General features: G+C 39.7%; 17 protein-coding genes, 2 tRNA genes and 1 pseudogene. 5 read left to right on the forward strand and 15 right to left on the reverse strand.

Features of this window, described 5'->3' with window-relative positions:
* The first annotated feature begins 2 nt into the window (after positions 1–2).
* The 4 genes from AAFN64_RS16460 (at position 3) to AAFN64_RS16475 (ending at position 6621) form a co-directional block, all read left to right on the forward strand.
* Complete coding sequence (locus AAFN64_RS16460; protein ID WP_300490281.1) at positions 3–1232, forward strand: peptidoglycan DD-metalloendopeptidase family protein; 1230 nt, start codon at positions 3–5, stop codon at positions 1230–1232.
* The gene (gene pgi / locus AAFN64_RS16465) at positions 1233–2843 is read left to right on the forward strand and encodes a glucose-6-phosphate isomerase (RefSeq protein ID WP_347761338.1); all 1611 of its coding nucleotides are present in this window, start codon (positions 1233–1235) and stop codon (positions 2841–2843) included.
* 175 nt (positions 2844–3018) lie between these two features.
* Positions 3019–3534, forward strand: a complete 516-nt coding sequence (locus tag AAFN64_RS16470; RefSeq protein ID WP_347761339.1) for a CPBP family intramembrane glutamic endopeptidase — start codon at positions 3019–3021, stop codon at positions 3532–3534.
* A gap of 306 nt (positions 3535–3840) precedes the next feature.
* Positions 3841–6621: a TonB-dependent receptor gene (locus tag AAFN64_RS16475; RefSeq protein ID WP_347761340.1), complete on the forward strand. Its 2781-nt coding sequence runs from the start codon at positions 3841–3843 to the stop codon at positions 6619–6621.
* An 81-nt stretch (positions 6622–6702) separates the two neighbouring features.
* Here AAFN64_RS16475 and AAFN64_RS16480 read toward each other — a convergent pair whose 3' ends face one another.
* From AAFN64_RS16480 to AAFN64_RS16490, 3 genes are all read right to left on the reverse strand, one after another.
* Positions 6703–7356 carry a DsbA family oxidoreductase gene (locus tag AAFN64_RS16480; protein ID WP_347761341.1) on the reverse strand — a complete coding sequence of 218 codons (654 nt, stop codon included), beginning with the start codon at positions 7354–7356 and terminating at the stop codon, positions 6703–6705.
* Positions 7357–7363: 7 nt separating this feature from the next.
* Positions 7364–10675 carry a transcription-repair coupling factor gene (mfd, locus tag AAFN64_RS16485; protein ID WP_347761377.1) on the reverse strand — a complete coding sequence of 1104 codons (3312 nt, stop codon included), beginning with the start codon at positions 10673–10675 and terminating at the stop codon, positions 7364–7366.
* A gap of 77 nt (positions 10676–10752) precedes the next feature.
* Positions 10753–11340: a hypothetical protein gene (locus AAFN64_RS16490; protein ID WP_300490295.1), complete on the reverse strand. Its 588-nt coding sequence runs from the start codon at positions 11338–11340 to the stop codon at positions 10753–10755.
* A 178-nt stretch (positions 11341–11518) separates the two neighbouring features.
* Between AAFN64_RS16490 and AAFN64_RS16495 the strand changes: the two genes are divergently transcribed.
* Positions 11519–12463: an L-threonine 3-dehydrogenase gene (locus tag AAFN64_RS16495; RefSeq protein WP_347761342.1), complete on the forward strand. Its 945-nt coding sequence runs from the start codon at positions 11519–11521 to the stop codon at positions 12461–12463.
* 62 nt (positions 12464–12525) lie between these two features.
* On the opposite strand, the gene AAFN64_RS16500 is transcribed toward AAFN64_RS16495, so the two are convergent.
* The 12 genes and pseudogenes from AAFN64_RS16500 to AAFN64_RS16555 all read right to left on the reverse strand — a co-directional run bounded on the left by AAFN64_RS16500 (position 12526) and on the right by AAFN64_RS16555 (position 20477).
* The gene (locus tag AAFN64_RS16500; RefSeq protein WP_347761343.1) at positions 12526–13092 is read right to left on the reverse strand and encodes a group 1 truncated hemoglobin; all 567 of its coding nucleotides are present in this window, start codon (positions 13090–13092) and stop codon (positions 12526–12528) included.
* Positions 13093–13110: 18 nt separating this feature from the next.
* Positions 13111–13545, reverse strand: a complete 435-nt coding sequence (locus AAFN64_RS16505; protein ID WP_300490303.1) for a hypothetical protein — start codon at positions 13543–13545, stop codon at positions 13111–13113.
* A 131-nt stretch (positions 13546–13676) separates the two neighbouring features.
* On the reverse strand, positions 13677–14195 hold the full coding sequence (locus AAFN64_RS16510; protein WP_347761344.1) for a nuclear transport factor 2 family protein: 519 nt from the start codon (positions 14193–14195) through the stop codon (positions 13677–13679).
* Position 14196: 1 nt separating this feature from the next.
* Positions 14197–15501 (reverse strand): NAD-dependent succinate-semialdehyde dehydrogenase, encoded by a 1305-nt coding sequence (locus tag AAFN64_RS16515; protein ID WP_347761345.1) that lies wholly within the window; start codon positions 15499–15501, stop codon positions 14197–14199.
* A gap of 91 nt (positions 15502–15592) precedes the next feature.
* The gene (locus tag AAFN64_RS16520) at positions 15593–15802 is read right to left on the reverse strand and encodes a DUF2892 domain-containing protein (protein ID WP_347761346.1); all 210 of its coding nucleotides are present in this window, start codon (positions 15800–15802) and stop codon (positions 15593–15595) included.
* 17 nt (positions 15803–15819) lie between these two features.
* Positions 15820–16119, reverse strand: a pseudogene (gene trxA / locus AAFN64_RS16525) (thioredoxin).
* 29 nt (positions 16120–16148) lie between these two features.
* The gene (locus AAFN64_RS16530) at positions 16149–16343 is read right to left on the reverse strand and encodes a hypothetical protein (protein WP_300490318.1); all 195 of its coding nucleotides are present in this window, start codon (positions 16341–16343) and stop codon (positions 16149–16151) included.
* Between the two features lie 159 nt (positions 16344–16502).
* Positions 16503–16817, reverse strand: coding sequence for a GIY-YIG nuclease family protein (locus tag AAFN64_RS16535; RefSeq protein ID WP_347761347.1), 315 nt, complete (start codon positions 16815–16817; stop codon positions 16503–16505).
* Between the two features lie 49 nt (positions 16818–16866).
* Positions 16867–16940, reverse strand: a tRNA-Asn gene (locus tag AAFN64_RS16540).
* 74 nt (positions 16941–17014) lie between these two features.
* Positions 17015–17088 (reverse strand) — tRNA-Asn (locus AAFN64_RS16545).
* A 72-nt stretch (positions 17089–17160) separates the two neighbouring features.
* Positions 17161–18486, reverse strand: coding sequence for an RIP metalloprotease RseP (gene rseP / locus AAFN64_RS16550; RefSeq protein WP_300488660.1), 1326 nt, complete (start codon positions 18484–18486; stop codon positions 17161–17163).
* A 77-nt stretch (positions 18487–18563) separates the two neighbouring features.
* Entirely contained in the window at positions 18564–20477 is a 1914-nt protein-coding gene (locus tag AAFN64_RS16555; RefSeq protein ID WP_300488657.1) for a M1 family aminopeptidase, read from the reverse strand.
* Between the last annotated feature and the right edge of the window lie 93 nt (positions 20478–20570).

Genomic DNA, 20570 nt, shown 5'->3' on the forward strand with positions numbered 1-20570 from the left:
AATTGAAATATATTGCCATCATATTAGTATTAACAACATTATTTGCCTGTAATAAAAAAGAAGAAAAGGAAGTTAAAGCACCCGCGGTAAAAAAAGAAAAAATCCTGGTGGAATACGGATTTACTCTTAACGATTTTAAAGTGGTTAACGATACCGTGAAATCAGGCGATAGCTTCGGGAAGATTCTTGGGTCGCAAAACTTTGACGCTGCCCGGATTCATGAAATTAACGAAAAAATAAAAGACAGCTTTAATGTTCGCGATATCAGGATTGGCAAACCCTATACCTTGTTGCAAAATAAAACCGCACCACATGATCTGAAGGTTTTTATCTACCAGCCGGATCGGATGACGTATTATGTAGTCGATCTTAGAGATTCGATCGTAGTACATAAAAAACAACGTCCCGTTACGATTAAACGACGTACGATTGCTGCGGCTATCGACGGATCGGTGTCGGAAACCTTAAAAAATGCAGGAGTATCTGCTGCATTGGCTCCGGAATTATCCCGTATTTATGCCTGGTCGATTGACTTCTTTAAAATCCAGAAAGGCGATAAATTTGCGGTAACGATCAACGAAAAATACATTAGTGATACGATTTACGCCGGAATTGAAAGTATTGATGCTTCCTATTTCGAATACAAAGGCAAAAAAGTGTATGCCTTTCCGTTTAAACAGGATCCGAACTCCAAAAGAGTCGATTATTTTGACGAAGAAGGAAAAGTGCTGAAAAACATGTTTTTAAAAGCGCCGCTTAAATTCGTAAACATCACCTCCCGATTTACCAAAAGCCGTTTTCATCCGGTTCAGTTAAAATGGAAAGCCCATAACGGAACGGATTATGCTGCACCAACCGGAACTCCAATCATGACAACTGCGTCCGGAGTGGTAGAGCGCACCGGATATACCGCAGGAAATGGTAACTTTGTAAAAGTAAAACATAGCGGTGCCTATGCTACGCAATACCTGCATATGTCCAAAATACTTGTTCGTCAGGGACAACGTGTACAACAGGGCGATGTTATCGGAAGAGTAGGAAGTACCGGACTGGCAACAGGACCTCACGTATGTTACCGTTTCTGGAAAAATGGTATTCAGGTGGATCCGTTACGTCAAAAGCTTCCGAATTCGGAGCCTATGAATGCAAAATACAAAGCGCGTTATATGGAATATATCAAACCGCTTAAAAAAGAATTAGACAGTGTTTCAATTGCAAAGTTTGGAGAATAGATGTTAGAGAATACAAATCCTACAGGAACCGTAGCCTGGCAAAAGTTACGTGCGCATTTTAACGAAATGCAGTATGTAAAAATGCAGGATCTTTTTGCAGCCGATACACAACGGACAGAAAAGCTACACCTGCTTTGGAACGACTTTTTGCTGGATTATTCCAAAAATCGCATTGAAAAAAAAACGCTGGACCTTTTTGTCGAATTGGCCAAAGAGGTTGATCTTACAGCAGCAATCGAAAACTATTTCTCAGGAGATAAAATCAATCATACCGAAGACCGAAGTGTCCTTCATACGGCCTTGCGGTCAGAAGAAGCTGCAATATGGGTTGATGGTACTAATATAATTCAGGAAATCCAATCCGTTAAAGCGCATATCCGATCGTTTTCGGAGGCAGTGATTAGCGGAGCTAAAAAAGGCTATACCGGAAAAGATTTTACCGATATCGTAAATATCGGTATTGGTGGCTCGGATCTTGGGCCAAATATGGTCGTGGAAGCTTTGCAATTTTACAGTAACCATCTGAATGCACATTTTATTTCAAATATCGATGGCGATCATGTGACTGAAAAATTAAAGCACCTCAATCCGGAAACCACACTGTTTATTATTGTTTCCAAAACCTTTACGACTCAGGAAACCCTTACCAATGCCGAAACGATTAAAAAATGGTTTCTAAAAACAGCGCCTCAGGAAGCGGTTGCGGATCATTTTGTTGCCGTTTCGACAAATTTGGAAAAGGTAGCCGAATTTGGAATTTCCGAAGACAATGTTTTCCCGATGTGGGATTGGGTTGGCGGACGATTTTCGCTGTGGAGTGCTGTCGGACTTTCGATTAGTCTGGCCATTGGGAATGCAAATTTCGAATCCCTTTTAAAAGGAGCCAATGAAATGGATACGCATTTCAGAACCGCGGCTTTCGATCGTAATATGCCGGCTATTCTGGCGTTTATCAGCATCTGGTACAATAACTTTTTTGAAGCCGAAACCGAAGCCATTATCCCGTATTCCCATTACCTTAAAAAACTCGTTCCGTATTTGCAACAGGCTTTTATGGAAAGTAACGGTAAACAAGTGAACCGTGACGGTTATCCGGTCAATTATCAGACCGGAACAATTGTTTGGGGCGAACCGGGAAGTAATTCACAACATGCTTTTTTTCAATTGATTCATCAGGGAACCAAATTGATTCCAGCCGATTTTATCGGATTTAAGGAATCTTTGCACGGGAATACGGAGCATCACGATAAGTTGATGTCGAATTTCTTTGCGCAAACCGAAGCTTTGCTTAAAGGTAAAACCGAAGCGGAAGTCATTAGGGAAACAAATGAAAATAGCGATCTGGTTCCTTTTAAATTGTTCGACGGTAACCGACCTACAAATACGTTGCTTATTACGAAACTAACCCCGGAAACATTAGGAAGTCTGATTGCGATGTACGAACACAAAATTTTTGTACAAGGTATCATCTGGAATATCTTTAGTTATGATCAGTTTGGTGTGGAGTACGGTAAATCACTTGCCAATACGATTTTAAAAGAAATTAATGATCATCAAGTCGGATCGCATGACAGTTCCACGGCATTCCTTTTGCGGAATTATTTAAAATAAGACACTTTAAAAAATAAAAATAAGATTCTGCTACGGCAGAATTTTTTTTGCTTAAATTTAAGTGTTAGACTACTGGTGTTTTATATTTTGTGTGATCACTAAAACAATATTACTCCTCTTTGTTGTTTTCTTTTCCTCCTGTTGATGTTATTTTGTTTGTAAATCAAAAGATAGTATGGGGGCTTTTTTTAATTTTAAAATCCTAAAAAGAATATACCACTTTCACAACACATTGAGTAAAACAGGGTTGTTTGTAACAGCTTTTTTTGTTCTGTATTCACTAACGATGGTGCTTTCCATTATAGGGAATTGTTTACAGGAGGATGCTTTGACTGTAAAATTTTTGGAAGGGAAAGACCCTCTTTGGGTTTTTGTGCTGACCGTTATTCTGGCGCCTGTCGTTGAAACCCTTATTTTTCAGTATGGTATTATAGCGCTTAGTCTGCGTATTCGATCTAAGTATAACAAAGAAATTGCGATCATTTTGTCGGCATTAATATTTGGGATGGAGCATGGGTACAATACGATTTATATGGTTCTTGCTACCATTATGGGTGCAGCTCTGGCCTTTTATTACCTGCTTTTTAAAAAATACACTACAGGATTTGCGGTAGCTGCGATTATGGTACTACACGCATTATTAAACTTTATTAGTTTTTTACTAAATCATTTTTTCGATGCCGAAATATAAAAAATAATAGTCTTATAGTTTGTCTTTTAGTGTTTTATGATTGTTCAGTCAGTAAAAAAATACAAGAAAAGATCATTTTGCTTCTTTTTTCGTTATTCTAAAAATAACAATTGTTGTTTTTACAAGGTTAAATTTTTGAATTATTTATTCTTTAAGTTAAATAATGGTTAAAAAATAAATATTTCTCTTTCAGGAGATAAAAATGTGATAATTATTCAAATTATTAACGTTTGTTAACTTTAAATTAACGCGGTGTGAAAATAAATGACCAAACTTTGCGGTAAAATTTTAAAACACAACTGCAAGATGAAAAATTTGAAAAATTGGTTGTTGTTAATGCTATTTTCCTTAGTGTCAACAGTAGCTTTTTCACAAACTAAGATTACAGGAACCGTTACCGATGGCGAACTGAAAGGATCGCTTCCGGGTGCCAGTGTTATTGTTAAAGGAACCAGCGAAGGTACTACAACCGATTTCGATGGGAAATTTACACTAACAACCAATGCTAAATCGGGCGAATTAGTTATCTCTTTTGTCGGATATATTTCAAAGACTGTTTCTTTTAAAGGAGAAGCCGGTAAAACGATTACCATTGGAAATGTCATCCTTCAATCCGATTCGAATACATTAGAAGATGTAGTCGTAAAAGTAGGGGTGGCCGATATCGCGAAAGATAGAAAAACACCAGTAGCGGTTTCGACTATTAAAGCCGCTGAAATTCAGGAAAAACTTGGAAACAGAGAATTCCCGGAAATGCTAAATAACACACCATCCGTTTATGCAACAAAATCTGGAGGTGGATTTGGTGACTCTAGAATTACGATCCGTGGATTTGATCAAAAAAATATCGCGGTAATGGTTAACGGTACGCCGATTAACGATATGGAGAATAGTGCTGTTTATTGGTCAAACTGGGCCGGTATTGCCGATGTAACCTCAACGATGCAGGTGCAAAGAGGTTTGGGTTCTTCCAAACTGGCGATCTCTTCCGTAGGAGGTACGATTAATATTCTTACCAGACCATCGGATATGAAAGAAGGTGGTTCCGTTTCAACAATGGTTGGAAACAACAATAACCTGAAATTAATGGCATCGTATTCGACTGGGAAAATGAAAAACGGATTTTCATCTTCCGTATTATTCAGTAGAAATACAGGAAATGGTTATGTAGATGGAACGAAATACGAAGGGTATAACTATTTTATCGGTTTCGGATACGAACTAAACGATAAACACGATTTCCAGTTTACGTTTACAGGTGCGCCACAATGGCACGACCAACGTAGTACGGCTCCAACAGTTGCCGAATATATTCAGTATGGCGCTGACGGTGAACCAAACGTGAAATACAATTCCGATTGGGGGTATTTAAACGGAAAACAATATTCATTTAGAACAAACTACTACCACAAACCGGTAGCGATGTTAAACTGGGATTGGAAAATTTCAGATAAAATGAAATTATCATCTGTATTCTACGGTTCTTGGGGACGTGGAGGTGGATCAACAACAGTTGGATCTATTCAGGGTGTTAACTATAACGATGCCCGATTACGTAATGCCGATGGATCGATCGACGTAAATAGAATTTATGCTTACAACTCCGGTCAGACGATTTATATGAACGGTTCTACAACACCATATACAAGAGCGATGGCTAATGGTCGATACGAAAATACTTCGGCTACAGGTAACGTGGCGAGTAATGGTATTTCGAAAATTTCTTCGATTAACTCTCACAACTGGTACGGAAGTATCATTAAATTGAATACAAAGTTTACCGAGACTTTATCTGTAGATTTTGGAGTGGATTTAAGAACATACAAAGGAATTCACTATCAGGTGTTAAACGATCTACTTGGAGGTACTGTTTTTAACAACAGAACAAGTGATGTAAACAACCCGAATGCCATCGTAACCAGCTTGTACAATACAAAACCAAACGGAAATCCATTCCTGGATACAAGCTACCAGAATACAATTAACTATAACAATGACGGTGACGTAAACTGGTATGGTGCTTTTGCTCAGGTAGAATATAACGTAGATAATTTCTCTGCTTTCGTTCAGGGAGCAATCTCAAACCAGGGATTCAAAAGAGTGGATTACTTTAAATATTTAAGTTCTGATCCACTTTCTGCAACACCATATGAAAACATTTTAGGAGGTAACGTTAAAGCTGGAGCAAATTATAACATCAACGAAAACCACAATGTATTCGTAAACGCAGGATATTACTCAAAACAGCCGTTCTTTAACGCTGTATATCCAAACAATGCCAGCATTGTAAATCCACTTTTGACGAATGAAAAAATCACTGGTTTCGAAGCCGGTTACGGTTTCCGTTCGTCAATTGTAAATGCTAACGTAAACGTATACCATACAACATGGAAAGATCGTTTCCAAAGAGCAAATGATGCTAATCCAAGCAATCCGGGTGGTTACCTTGATTATTCCGGTATGACAGAAGTACACATGGGAGCTGAATTGGATGTGGTAGTAAAAGCAACCGACAGACTACGTTTTAACGGTATGTTCTCTTACGGTGACTGGTTCTACAAAGGAAATGTTACCAGCAACAACTATGATTCCAGTAACAATCCGGTAGGAACGAGCAATCAGACACTTTATCTGGATAAAGTAAAAGTGGGTGATGCGGCACAATTAACCGCTAGTGCAGGTGCTACTTTCGAAGTAGTAGAACGATTAAAATTAGATGGAAACTTCCGTTATGTTGACAAATTATATGCGGCTATCGATCCGGTAGTTTTCAAAGACGAAAACAACAAAGGTTCCTTACAATTGCCATCTTATAACTTAGTTGATGTTGGTATGTCTTACAAAATGTTAGTAGGTAAAAATAAATCCAATGCGGTTAATTTCCGTGTTAACGTAGACAACTTATTGGATAGAACCTATATCGCTGAATCCAGAACCAATATCCATGCTACCGATAAAACCGGTACAGCGGCAACTGCGCCAACGTATTTAGATGCTGGAAGAACATACAAAGGTATTGCTGATGCAAACCGTGTATACTTCGGATTTGGAAGAACCTGGAACGTATCCATTCGTTACGACTTTTAATTAATTATCCGTTATAATAAGAAAACCTCCCAATCGATTTGAAAGGGAGGTTTTTTTATGCGGTTTTGTTTGTGTTTGCAATTACGATTCGGACGATTGATTCATTTCCTGAAAAACGCCGTTTAAGGTCGCTAAAAAATGATCAACAGGTTGAGCGCCCTTAACAGCATATTTGTTGTTTAAAACGAAGAAAGGAACCGAATTAATGCCATATTGATACGCCAGTTGCTGATCGGCTTTTACTTCTTCGGCAAATAAATCGTTTTCGTATACCTCGCGGATGTCGGCTGCCAATAATCCACAGCTTTCTCCAATTGCAATTAGTGTTGAAATGTCATCAATATTTTTGCCTTCGGTAAAGTAGGCGCGGAATAAAGCATCTTCAATTTCATTCTGTACGCCTTTGGTTTTGGCAAGTGCCGATAACTGATGTGCTTTCATGCTATTTGCCGGAACGGCTTTTTCAAAGTGGAAATCCAAACCGACCTCGCTGGCGATTTCGGTTGCATTTGCATGCATTTCTTCCGATTCTTCCAGACTAATGCCTTTGCGGTTGGCCATGCTTTGTGCGGCCGATATCGTAGTGTCGGTCACCGCTTCCGGATCCAACTGAAACGCACGCCAGCTTATTTCCACCTGATCGCGGTGTTCAAATTGTGCTAAAGCTTTTTCGAATTTGGTTTTTCCGATATAACAAAACGGACAACGAATGTCACTCCATATTTCTATTTTCATATCTCTTTTAATTTTGATTCATCATTTCCATTAACTCCAAAGCCCGTTTAATCGATTTTACATTCTCGAAAGTCAGTAACAGACGAAGGCCATTTTTGGTTTCTTTTTCTTTTATCTTACATAAATTACCCTGTTGTTGTACAAAACGGAGTACTTTATGGAAGCGGTTCGATTGGTAAAAATCCGATTGCTGATCGGCTACAAAATAACCCACCATCTTACCTTGTTTTAAAACCAGTTTTTCAATACCCATACTGGTTGCGATCCACTTAATACGGATGCTGTTCAATAACGCGACGGCTTGTCTCGGTAAAGGTCCGAAACGGTCAATCAGTTTTTGTTCGTAGGTTTGTAAATCGGCATCGGTTTTAATAATACTCAGCTCGTTATACAAATTCAGACGTTCCGAAATATTGTTGATGTACTCGTCCGGGAATAAAAGCTCAAAATCGGTATCGATCTGAATGTCTTTTACGTATTCTTTGGTTTCGATATCGTTGTCTTCCGGATATAAATCCTTGAATTCGTTTTCTTTTAATTCCTCGATGGCCTCGTTCATGATCTTCTGATAGGTGTCAAAACCAATTTCGTTGATAAAACCACTTTGTTCACCACCTAATAAATCGCCGGCACCACGGATTTCAAGGTCTTTCATCGCAATGTTAAAACCACTTCCCAATTCACTAAACTGTTCCAGTGCCTGAATACGTTTGCGGGCTTCTTCCGTCATAGCCGAATACGGCGGACAGATAAAGTAGCAAAACGCTTTTTTGTTGCTTCGTCCTACGCGGCCACGCATCTGGTGTAAATCCGATAGTCCGAAATTATTGGCATTATTGATAAAAATCGTATTCGCATTCGGAACGTCCAATCCGCTTTCGATAATGGTGGTAGCGACCAATACGTCAAATTCACCATCCATAAAAGCAAGCATCAGTTCTTCGAGTTTTTTTCCGTCCATCTGACCGTGGCCTACGCCAACTTTGGCACCGGGCACGAGTCGCTGAATCATTCCGGCTACTTCCTTGATATTTTCGATTCGGTTGTTGATAAAATAAACCTGACCGCCACGTTCGATTTCATAGGAAACCGCATCGCGGATCACTTCTTCGTTAAAGCCAACCACATGGGTTTCGATCGGATAACGATTGGGAGGTGGCGTGGTAATAACCGATAAGTCTCGTGCGGCCATTAACGAAAACTGTAAGGTTCGCGGAATGGGTGTTGCGGTTAACGTAAGCGTATCGACATTCTGCGCGATCGTCTTTAGTTTGTCTTTTACCGCTACTCCGAATTTTTGTTCTTCGTCGATAATCAATAAACCAAGGTTTTTAAACACCACATTTTTATTCACCAACTGATGGGTTCCGATAATAATGTCCAGTTTACCGCCTTCGAGTTCTTTCAGGATCTCGGTTTTTTGCTTGGCGGTACGGAATCGGTTGATATAGTTCACATTCACCGGCATGTCTTTTAACCGGTCGCGGAAGGTTTTATAATGTTGAAAGGCCAAAATGGTAGTCGGTACCAGAATCGCAACCTGTTTACCGTTGTCTACGGCTTTAAAGGCCGCGCGGATGGCAACTTCCGTTTTTCCAAAACCTACGTCACCACAAACCAGACGATCCATCGGACGGTCGTTTTCCATATCGGCCTTTACATCCTGAGTGGCTTTTAACTGATCCGGGGTGTCTTCATAAATAAAAGAACTCTCCAGTTCGGCCTGTAAGTAGCTGTCGGGCGCAAAGGCAAAACCTTTATCCAGTCGGCGTTTGGCATATAACTGAATCAGGTTAAACGCAATGTGCTTAACCCGGGCTTTGGTTTTTTGTTTTAAGGTTTTCCAGGCACTCGATCCTAATTTGTATATTTTGGGTGGCGCACCGTCTTTTCCGTTGTATTTGGATATTTTATGTAAGGAATGAATGCTCACATAAACGATGTCGTTGTCGGCATAGACCAGTTTGATGGCTTCCTGAGTTTTGCCTTCAACCTGAATTTTTTGTAAACCGCCAAATTTACCAATACCGTGGTCAATATGGGTAACATAATCGCCAACGGATAGGGTAGTCAGTTCTTTTAAGGTGATGGTCTGTTTTTTCGAATAACCGTTTTTCAGGTTAAACTTATGATACCGTTCAAATATCTGGTGATCAGTATAACAGGCAATCCGGTTTTCGTCGTCGATAAATCCCTGATATAAAGGAGAGACGATCGTTTTATATTGTTTGCGGATGTCTTCGTGGTTCGTTTCGTCCAACGATTCGAAAATGTCGTGAAAACGTTTCGCCTGACCTTCGTTGGAACAGAACAGGTAATTTTTAAAACCATTGAAATGGTTGTCGTTCAGGTTGTTTAATAATAAGTCAAACTGTTTGTTAAACGACGGTTGCGGTTGTGTATGAAATTCGACTGTTTTCTGGGTTCGGTAGATCGGCTTGGAAGCCAGTTCCACCACAGTAAAATCCAACGATCTTTTTACAAAGGATTGTTGGTTTAGGAACATGTTTTCGGGCGATACATGCTGAATTTCGGATGATAATTTCTGAAAGGCTTCGTTGGCTTTTTCGAATAATTTGTCCAGTCGGCTTAACAATAAATCGGTGTTCTGGATAAAAATTACCGTTTGCGGACTTATATAATCCAGAAAACTTTCGCGGTTTTCTTTTAGAAATTTATTCTCGACATTCGGAATAATCGTAATCTTTTTTTGTTTTTCGACCGATAACTGGGTTTCCACATCAAACGTACGGATACTGTCTACTTCATTTCCAAAAAACTCGATCCGGTATGGATTGTCATTGGAAAAGGAGAAAACGTCAACAATACCACCACGAACCGAAAATTCGCCCGGTTCCGATACGAAATCCACCCGCTTGAAATTGTATTCAAAAAGCACCTCGTTGATAAAATCGATCGAGATATTATCACCGGTAGCGACTTTTAGCGTGTTTTTGTCCAGCTCCTTACGGGTAACCACTTTTTCGAAAATCGCATCGGCATACGAAACAATAATCGATGGCTTTTTACGCGAGTTGATACGGTTTAGTACTTCGGCGCGAAGCAAAACATTGGCGTTGTCGGTTTCTTCAATTTGATACGGACGACGGTAAGAACCCGGATAAAATAAAACATCCTGATCGTTGATTAGATTTTCAAGATCATTCAGATAATAGGCCGCTTCTTCCTTGTCCTGAAAAAGCAGTAAAAACGGTAAATCGCTCTTCTGAAAAAGCGATTGAACGACAAACGAAAGGGACGAACCGATCAATCCTTTTAAATGGATCTTTTCTTCCCTTTTTTGAAACTGTTCCGCCAAAAGGGTTACTTTAGGCGATTTCTCGTATATGGATAAAATATCGTTTTTCAATGAATGTTACTTTTGATTAATGGAAACTACGGTTTCGGTTCTGTAAAACCGGCTCGCGCACGACGAACCGTATCCAAAGCCTGAAGCATTTCGGTTTCGCCAACCTCTTTTGGAATCTCCATTTTATAAATGATTTCGGTCATTTGATCCTGTATGGAAATTGTCTCTTCCGAAACTTCATGTATCAGTGTGATCACTTTTTGTGTCTGAATGTAATCCAGCGAGATAAAAGTTTCCAGCGATTTTATTTTCGTGTTTAGGGTCGAAAGACGGCTTCTAACGGCAGGTGTGTCAAAAATAAACGGAATATTATTGGTTAGGGAATCGGATTTTTTAACCAGATTCATCGTTTTTAATTTGAATGCGTTAAGGGTGCTTTTGGGTTTTTGTCCCAATTCCTGTTTAAACAGACGCCATTCCTGCCAATTCTGAATTTTGCTTTGTACTTTCGGATTTACAGCCGGAATATCGAACTTCCAGTTGGCGTTGATTACGGCAAAAACGGAATCCCGTCGTTGTAAGGATTTTATATATTCTGTTTCGCGTTCATCTTTGTTGTTACATGAAAAAAGAAAAAGGGATAAAACCGCTAAAACAGGTACGATATATTTCATTTTTAATAAAGTCGTTAGTATGAATCAACAAATTTACAAATGTTATTGAAAACTTCTTTTTTTATGGGAATTAGTTAACTAAAATTAATCGTACGTCCTATAATAATCACAAGTTAAAGTAAGTTGTAAATAGCTTCGAATCGCTATCTTTGTCAAAAATATAGCTACTACTAAAAATATGAATACAACAATTTTAATTATTGGTGCTTGTGGTCAGATTGGCTCTGAACTGACCGTGAAGTTGCGCCAGATCTACGGAAATGACAACGTGATTGCTTCCGATATCAGAAAAGGAACTCAGGAATTTGTATCAACAGGTCCTTTCGAAGTGGTCAATGCAATGGATTTTAACCAGATTGAAGAAGTTGTTGAAAAATATAAGGTAGACGAAGTGTATCTTATGGCGGCATTGCTTTCGGCTACCGCTGAAAAAAATCCGGCTTTTGCCTGGGATCTGAATATGAATTCGTTATTCCACGTGTTAAATCTGGCAAAAGCTGAAAAAATTAAAAAAGTATTCTGGCCTTCCAGTATCGCTGTTTTCGGACCAACAACACCACGAATCGATACGCCACAATATACCGTAATGGAACCGTCTACTGTTTATGGAATTTCCAAACAAACCGGCGAAAGATGGTGTGAATATTACCACCAGAAATATGGTGTGGATGTGAGAAGTATCCGTTATCCGGGGCTTATTTCATGGACAACACCTCCTGGCGGCGGAACAACCGATTATGCTGTGGATATTTATTATAAAGCATTGGAGAATAAAGAATATACCTGTTTCCTTTCGGAAGAAACGGCTTTGCCAATGATGTATATGGATGATGCGATTAAAGCGACGATTAGTATCATGAAGGCGCCAGCCGAGGACGTAAAAATTCGTTCCTCCTATAATCTTTCGGCGATGAGTTTTACGCCAAAAGAAATAGCAGCATCTATTAAAAAACAGATTCCGGAATTTACTATTGGTTACGAACCGGATTTCCGTCAGGCCATTGCAGATAGCTGGCCGGCAAGTATCGACGACAGTTATGCGAGAAACGATTGGGGTTGGAAACACGATTTCGATCTGGAAAAGATGACCGCAGTAATGCTGGAAAATCTTTCTAAAAAATAATAACAAAAGGGACTGTTTTTAAGCAGTCCCTTTTTGTTGCATGCAGGTTAAATAAAGTGGAGTTATTGCTGTACAACCTGCGGTCGCAGGGATTCCAATATTGTGCCGACTTCTCCGATCAGCTCGTTTGGTACATTGTTCTTTTGTGCGCCAATTACCACATCGCCGATAAACTTGTCCATGTCGGCATTGTTGGCTTTCATCGCCATTCGGGGATTCGTTGCCGGATTATGAGCATCCACCATATTTAAACCGGAATAGGTGAAGTTTTTCGCTCCGGTACCCACACAAAAGAAGTCGGTTAAATTTTTACTTAGTATGGCCAGATTGGTTGTGTTTCCGGAACCTACTTCCGAAAGCAAGGTCGAAAAATAAGGTTGTAACTGCGGATCGGCTGCAATTACAAAAATAGTACTGTCTACAACGGAGCGTAATCCCAAACGTCCTTTTTCGATCATTTGCGACGGATTGTTCGGATCGGCAACCATAGTTGTGCCACCTAACTTCTGATAAAGCGTAGGTGGTGTTACGACCACCGGAGTATCGTCGTTGTCATTGCTACAGGAATAAAAAAGGGCTGCTCCGACCAGTAAAAGTCCTGCGAAAGTAATTTTTAAACTGCTTTTCATAATAATTTGGTTTTATAGTTAATTAAATAGTTTGTGTATTCCGTTTGAAAAACGATAGGAAAACGAATTCCGATCCATGATCGGGCATCCGGTGTTTTTCATCGCATCGGTTACCACAAAGCGTTCGGCTTTATAGTTTCCTTTTTGCAGAAGCGTTTCAAATGCCTGTTCGGCATCAACTTTATTTAAGTCGTGTGAATAGACTAAAGTGCCGTCTTTGATGTTGAAAAAAGTGTTTTTTACGCCATCTATACTTCGCAGTTGCGCGTTGATGCGTTTTGCTTTGGCAGAATCGATAGGTTCTTTAAAATCGATACGGCTGAGTTGTAGGCTGTTGTTGTCATAGTTTTTAGGTGTTACTAGGAGGATGTGAACAACGAGAACTACAAAAAGAAGCACCGTTATGCCTAAAATAGAACCTGCAATCCATTTGATTTTTTTGTTGATTTTCATGGCATAGTTTGGTTTTAAATGTTTGTTAGGTTTATTTACGGTGAAAAAGCAGGTTTGGTTTTGAAATAATGAAATAAAAAAAACCGGATACAATGATCCGGTTTTTAAAAATGAGCAAAATGCTGTAAAAGCTATGGTGTCTGTTTTTTTAACTCGCTTGTCAGTTTGTTTTCAATATCGTTTTTTGTTTTTACCACATCGTTTATTTTATCGTTTGGAATGGTCATCGAAAGGACATAATGTTTGATTTTCCATTCGCCATCTTTTTTGATCACAACACCCGAACCACGACAGATTTTCATTTGCGTGTCCAAAAGCTCGTCAAACCAAGCCATCGAAAGGTCTTCGTTAAAATAAATGTTTCGCTGTAAGGGTTTGAAACTCCAGGCTTGTCCTTTGTCGAAATACGGTTTGGCAAATTCGCCAAAAGCTTTTTTATTCCAGTTTTCGGTGGCATCGGTACCAATATAAGTAGCGTCGTCGGTTAGATCATTAAAATAATCCTCATAATCGGCTTCTGCGGCAGCCTGATGCCATTCGTCCAGCATCATGTTGATTTCCTGTTTTTCTTCTTTAATGGCTTCTTCGCTGGGTTTCATGCAGGAAGCAAAAAGCGAGGCTGTTGCCAAAAGTAATACTGTTTTTTGCATATTAGTGTTGTATTAGTACCGTTTTTATGTTTACAAATTCGTGAATGCCTTCTTCGGATAATTCCCGTCCGTATCCTGATTTTTTAATACCGCCAAAAGGTAATCGCGGATCGGATTTAACCATTTCGTTGATAAAAACGGCGCCTTCTTCAAAGTCGGAGATTCGTGTTTTGATTCCTTCAATGTTTTGTGTGAAAACCGAAACGCCCAGTCCGAAACGGGAGTTGTTGCTAATAGCGATGGCTTCGTCCAGGTTTTTAAAAGCGACTAACGCGGCTACCGGGCCAAAGACTTCTTCGTTAAAAACAGGCATCTCTTTTGTGACGTTGGTAATGATGGTCGGATCGAAGTAGGCCTCGTTGCGCTTTCCGCCAAAAGCGATAGTGGCGCCCATGGCAACGGATTGTTGTACCTGATTTTCCACTTCCTGAGCCAGATCCACCCGAGCCATCGGGCCGATTTGTGTCGTAGGATCCATTGGATCACCCATTTTTAACTGACCTAAAGCGGTTTTGTATTTTTCCAGAAACGAATCGAAAATACTTTCCTGGATCAGGAATCGTTTTCCGGCAATACAACTCTGACCGGCATTTTGCATCCGGGCATTTACGGCAGTACTCACGGCTTTTTCCAGATTGGCATCTTCACAAACGATAAAGGCATTGCTGCCGCCGAGTTCCAAAACGGATTTTTTCAGGTGTTTTGCGGCTTCGGTGGCTACGGCAATACCGGCATTTTCACTTCCGGTTAGCGATACGGCTTTTATGTGCGGATTGGCAATAACATCGGCTACTGCTTTGCTTGAAATAGGAAGGTTTTGGTAGATTCCTTCCGGTAAACCACTGTCGCGGCAAAGTGTTTCGATGATCTGTGCCGTTTCCGGAACATTGCTGGCGTGTTTTACCACAACGGTATTTCCGGCTACAATCGATGGAATTGCAAAACGGAATACCTGCCAAAACGGAAAATTCCAAGGCATAACACCCAAAAGAACACCAATCGGTTCGTAGGTAACGTAGCTTTCTGTGGCTTCGGTTGTAATGGTTCGACCTTGTAAAAAAGCCGGTGCATTATGGATATAATAGTCACATAAAAGTCCGCATTTTTCTACTTCGGCTATGGATTGTGTAATTGGCTTACCCATTTCCTTGCTGATCAATTCGGCATATTCCTGTTTATTTTCTAAAAGTTTTACTTTCAGATTTTCAATATGCCGAATTCTTTCCGTTAGAGCTGTTTTTTCCCAGATTTGAAAAGCAACTGCAGCCGTGTTTATTTTTTCGGGAATGTTGTTTGTAGCCATCATCAACTTTTTTCTATGCTAGTAAAGATACTTATTTTCAGAAAAACAGTTTGTTAAAATAAGATGTCATTGCGGATAACGGCGACGAAGGTGTTTATTTTAGTCGCCTTATCCTCGTGTTGTATTTAAAAAAGGAATATACCGGGCAGAAATTAAAAAGACCGGTAAGTAATAATAAGGCACCGATGATCAATAGGACATAACCCATTGTTCCGGTGATAATTTCCGTAGATACCAATAGTGACAAGATGATGGCAATGGTAATTCGGATGATTTTGTCGATACTACCCATATTTTTTCTCATAGTACAACTGATAAAGATTAATTTTTATGCGCACGAATGATAGTGATTAATTCCTCTTTGGAGATCAACCCGGAATGCCTCCAGAGTTGTTGGCCGTCTTTAAACAGCATCATGGTAGGAACGCTTCGGATTTGGTAGGTTGCGGCAAGAGATTGGTTTTTGTCTACGTCGATTTTAATGATGTGAACCGCTTCGCCCAACGTGTCTTTTACATCTTTTAAAACGGGAGCTAATACGGTACAAGGCTAACACCAGGTAGCGAAAAAATCGACCAGAACGGGTTCTTTTTTTTGAATGATTTCGGAAAAAGTACTCATAATTGTTATTGTGTAATTTTGGGATTTATTTATCGTCTGGTTTTATTAGGAATGGAACATTGGTTATTGTTGCATCCGAAATTAAAAATGGCCTGAAGCAGGAAAAATAATCCGAATACGCCAAATAGCCATTCCCGGTTTTCATAGGCGGTATAAAACATAAATAAGGCGATGGCCAAACGGAAATACCGCATAAAATGCCAGTTTGAAAATAGGGTTTTCATTATTGGAAGAATTCTGTTTCTTATAAATTTACGAAAAATAATGGAGTTTGGATGTAACTAATGTTACTTAATGTAGGAGAGGTAATGTTTGAAAGTGTATAAAAACAAAAAAGCCATTCGATAGAATGCCCCCTCTTGGACTCGAACCAATCCCGATGGCTATCGGGACTCTGATTGAAAGTCAGCTGCGTCTTTGTATTTTTCGAGTAATTTGAATTTCATTTCCGGATATTGAAGTAAATTCCGGAGATATATTTTACTCTTCATTGATTTAATATGTTTTTTAATGGACAAAGCTTGATTTTTTGATTCACACTCAATTGTAAAAATCAACTCCTCATTGGTCTTATAAGTGAATTTTCTTGATTGAGTATCGTTTAAATGAAATTCTACTCTTTGGGTAAGATTTTCTGTAAAGCCAATATAATGTCTGTCTAGCTTTTTTGAGTAGAGAGTGTAAACGGAATTGTCCATTTTGCAAAAATAAAAAAATCCTAACCATTTCTGATTAGGATTTTTTTTGCTCCCCCTCTTGGGCTCGAACCAAGGACCCTCTGATTAACAGTCAGATGCTCTAACCAACTGAGCTAAGGAGGAAACTGTAATTTTTTGTCAAAAAAAGAACTTATTGTTAGATATAAAAAGCCAGCGTTGAACTGGCTTTTATTTTGCTCCCCCTCTTGGGCTCGAACCAAGGACCCTCTGATTAACAGTCAGATGCTCTAACCAACTGAGCTAAGGAGGAAGGTGTGTTACCTTTATTGCGGTGCAAATATAAGTCGAAATTTTAATCTCGCAAATAAAATGCTTAAAAAAATTAGAAAAATTTGTCGGCAATCAGCTGGTAGATGTCCTTCCCGAAGGTTAAGGCCATTAGTGTCAGTAAGATAATCATTCCGAAAGTCTGTACATGACCCATCGCTTTTTCGCTTAATTTTCTCCCGGTTATCATTTCAGCGATCGTAAATAGTGCGTGACCACCGTCTAATCCTGGGATTGGCAGTAAATTCATAAACGCCAAACCGATCGAAAATAAAGCCGTAAAGTTCCAGATAAACTCCCAGTTCCACTGATTCGGTAAAGCACGTGCAATTCCAACCGGGCTTTTTACATGCTTATAGGCTTCCGTTTTTGGACGTAAAATCAGTTTAAATTGTTTTACGTTGTAAACCAATAAGGCATAGGATTCTTTAACCGCTTCCGGGACTGCCTGGAAAAGAGATAATTTGTTTACTACCTCGAAGTCCATTTTGTCTTTAAACGTTGGTAAAAAGCCAATTTTTCCGTCTTTGTCTACTAAAGTTTTTAAGTTGACTCTTTCGTTGTTACGGATTACGGTAATGTTTACCGAATCGTTTTTATGGGCGTTAAGGTTATCGCGCAATTCGTCAAAGAATTTAAACTCTTTGTTGTCGATTGCTACCAAATGATCTCCTTTTTTAAATCCGGCTTTAAAAGCTTCCGATTTCGGCGTAACCGAATCGACTACCACGCTCGAAAGACGCGGCTGAATAAAATCACGACCTTCTTTTCCGATGATTTCCGCTTTTTGTGGATCGGTTAAGATAATCGTTTTCTTTTCGCCGTTACGCTCGATGTCTATTTTGTCTCCTAAAAGGATGTCTAACGTCATACGGTTAAAACGATCCTGATATTTACCGTCTACCGCTAAAATCTTATCGCCGTTTTTAAAACCTACATTTAAACCGGTTTCACCAAAAGCCAGTCCATTTTTCTGAATGGCTTCCGTAGCAATATATTTCTGGCCGTAGGTTACATATACCATCGTATAGATAAACCAGGCCAAAAGAATGTTTACAATAATACCACCCAACATAATGATAAGACGTTGCCAGGCCGGTTTCGAACGGAATTCCCACGGCTGTGGTTCCTGTTTCATCTGTTCCATGTCCATGCTTTCGTCAACCATCCCGGCTAGTTTTACATAACCGCCAATTGGCAACCATCCGATTCCCCATTCTGTTTCCCCGATCTTCTTTTTTAATAATGAGAATCCCGCATCCATAAAAAGGTAGAATTTTTCTACGCGGACTTTAAACATTCTGGCCGTGATATAATGCCCGAATTCGTGGAGGATAACTAATACAGAAAGTATGAAAAGGATTTGCCCTAATTGTATCATTTTTAAAACACTTTTTTTATTGTAAACGACAAAAGTAAGGTTTTCACCTTACTTTTTATCATGGAATTACAGATTGCCTATTTTTTTATAAAATTTTTATGAAAGACGCCTTCGGAAGTATTGATTTTTATGAAATGGATTCCGTTGGATAAAGCACTTACCGAAAATTCTGACTTGGTTTGTGTACTGACTAACTGTCCCAAAGCATTGTAAATTTCGATATTTTCCAATTCGATATGGGTCGGTAACTGGATGGTAACACGGTCGCTGGACGGGTTTGGATACAATAGAATGGTGTCGGAAATATCAAACGAACGGGAGTCTAAAGATGTAGTATTGTTTTTGGAAATAATATCTTTTTCCGGATCAAACTCGAAACTGGTAACAGTAAAAGGAACCGAAACAATAAATTCCTGTCCGTTTACGGTATTGTCTACAACAACATCCTGGGTTTGGGTACCGTTTTTCAAACGAATCGGAAGTGGCATTTCAAAATAACTTACCGATGCATGCGATTGGGTCTGAGTTACTTTTATTTTGGCTTGTCCGGCACCAAGATTCTGAACCGTGATGTTGTAGGATGGGTAGCCCTGATTGTAGATCCAGTCATTAAAAAACTCGGTAAGATTCATTCCGGATACGGTTTCAAGATGCGCTTGTAGTTGTGGCGTAATGGCATAACCGTAGGCCAGTGCCGGGTCGTTCAGGTAATTGCGAAGCGCCTGAAAAAAGTTGGTGTCGCCCATTTTAAACCGTAGCATATTGGTTACCATAGAGCCTTTATCATAGGTGATACGACTACTGAAAATTCGGCCAACATTGGATAGTTGTGCATCGGTTAAATACAAATTGCCATCCGGTTGGGAGGTAATGTTGTTTATTTTTGAGTCTTTCCAGCTGATAAAAGAGGCATTGCTGGTTAGGTTTTTAACAACCATTCCCGACATAAATTCGGTGATACCTTCGTTAAGCCAGATGTCTTTCCAACTACCACAGGTTACTTTGTCGCCAAACCATTGATGTGCCATTTCGTGGGCAATAAGACTTCTGCTAAATCCACCCATAAAGGAAACAGTTGTGTGCTCCATTCCGCCACCGAATCCGCATTGTGCATGACCGTATTTTTCATTGCGGAACGGATACGGGCCAATGAGTGTTTCGTATAGGTTGATGATAGATGGTGTAGGCGCTAAACTGGTTTGACTTGTAAAAGCGCTTTCCGGATACAAATAATTAACTATCGGAAAAGTGTTGGGAGCCACACCGCCAACCTGATTGTAAATCTGGTAATTGGTTACAGCTATAGCGATTAGATAGGCTGGGATTGGGTAGCTGTGGTGAAAATGTGTCGTTTTCGTTCCGTTGCTATTGGTAGTACTGCTAACTTGTAGTCCGTTGGCAACACTCACATATTGTGACGGTGCCGTAATGTAAACGTCAATACTGTTGACTTTGTCATTAAGGTCTTGTTTACACGGCCACCAATCTTTGGCGCCATAAGGCTCGGAAAGTGTCCAGATAATCGGATTCCCGGAATGATAGCTTGCTGTAAAAGCGTTATTCGCGGTAGCAGGTGCGCCCGAATAGGTTATAACAACCGAACTCGAAGCACCGGATGTTAGGGTTGTGGGAAGGGTAATCACCAATTCGTCGTTTGCATTTTGAGTAAACATAAGACTGGTGGTTCCCTGTTTAACACTGCTCACCGTTAGCGCATTTGTTAGATCAAAGGTGATGGTGTTCGTGTTTTGTTTGGCCGTAAAATTGGTTGTTACGACACCTGAAATAAAATAACTGGCCGGATCTACCGTGAATTCGAGTTTGTGGTAGGTGATGTCGTAATTCTGGGTATTGGCATTGGCAGTAAATTGCATCATGCCGGAAGCGGCCTTCATTTCGGCCTCGACCATTCTGGAAAAATCAGCTTCTTCGGTTTGGGCGAACGAAAAAGCGGTTGCCAGTAATGCAAAAATTAAGAAATAGTTTTTCATAAATTTTAGTAAAGTTTGCCAAATTTAGGGAATAATACAAAATATGGGCTTAAAATATTGGAATAATATGGTTTTGATCCTAAGTGGCCATAT

Origin of the sequence: Flavobacterium sp. CAU 1735, assembly GCF_039888695.1 — a bacterium.
Lineage (GTDB): Bacteria > Bacteroidota > Bacteroidia > Flavobacteriales > Flavobacteriaceae > Flavobacterium.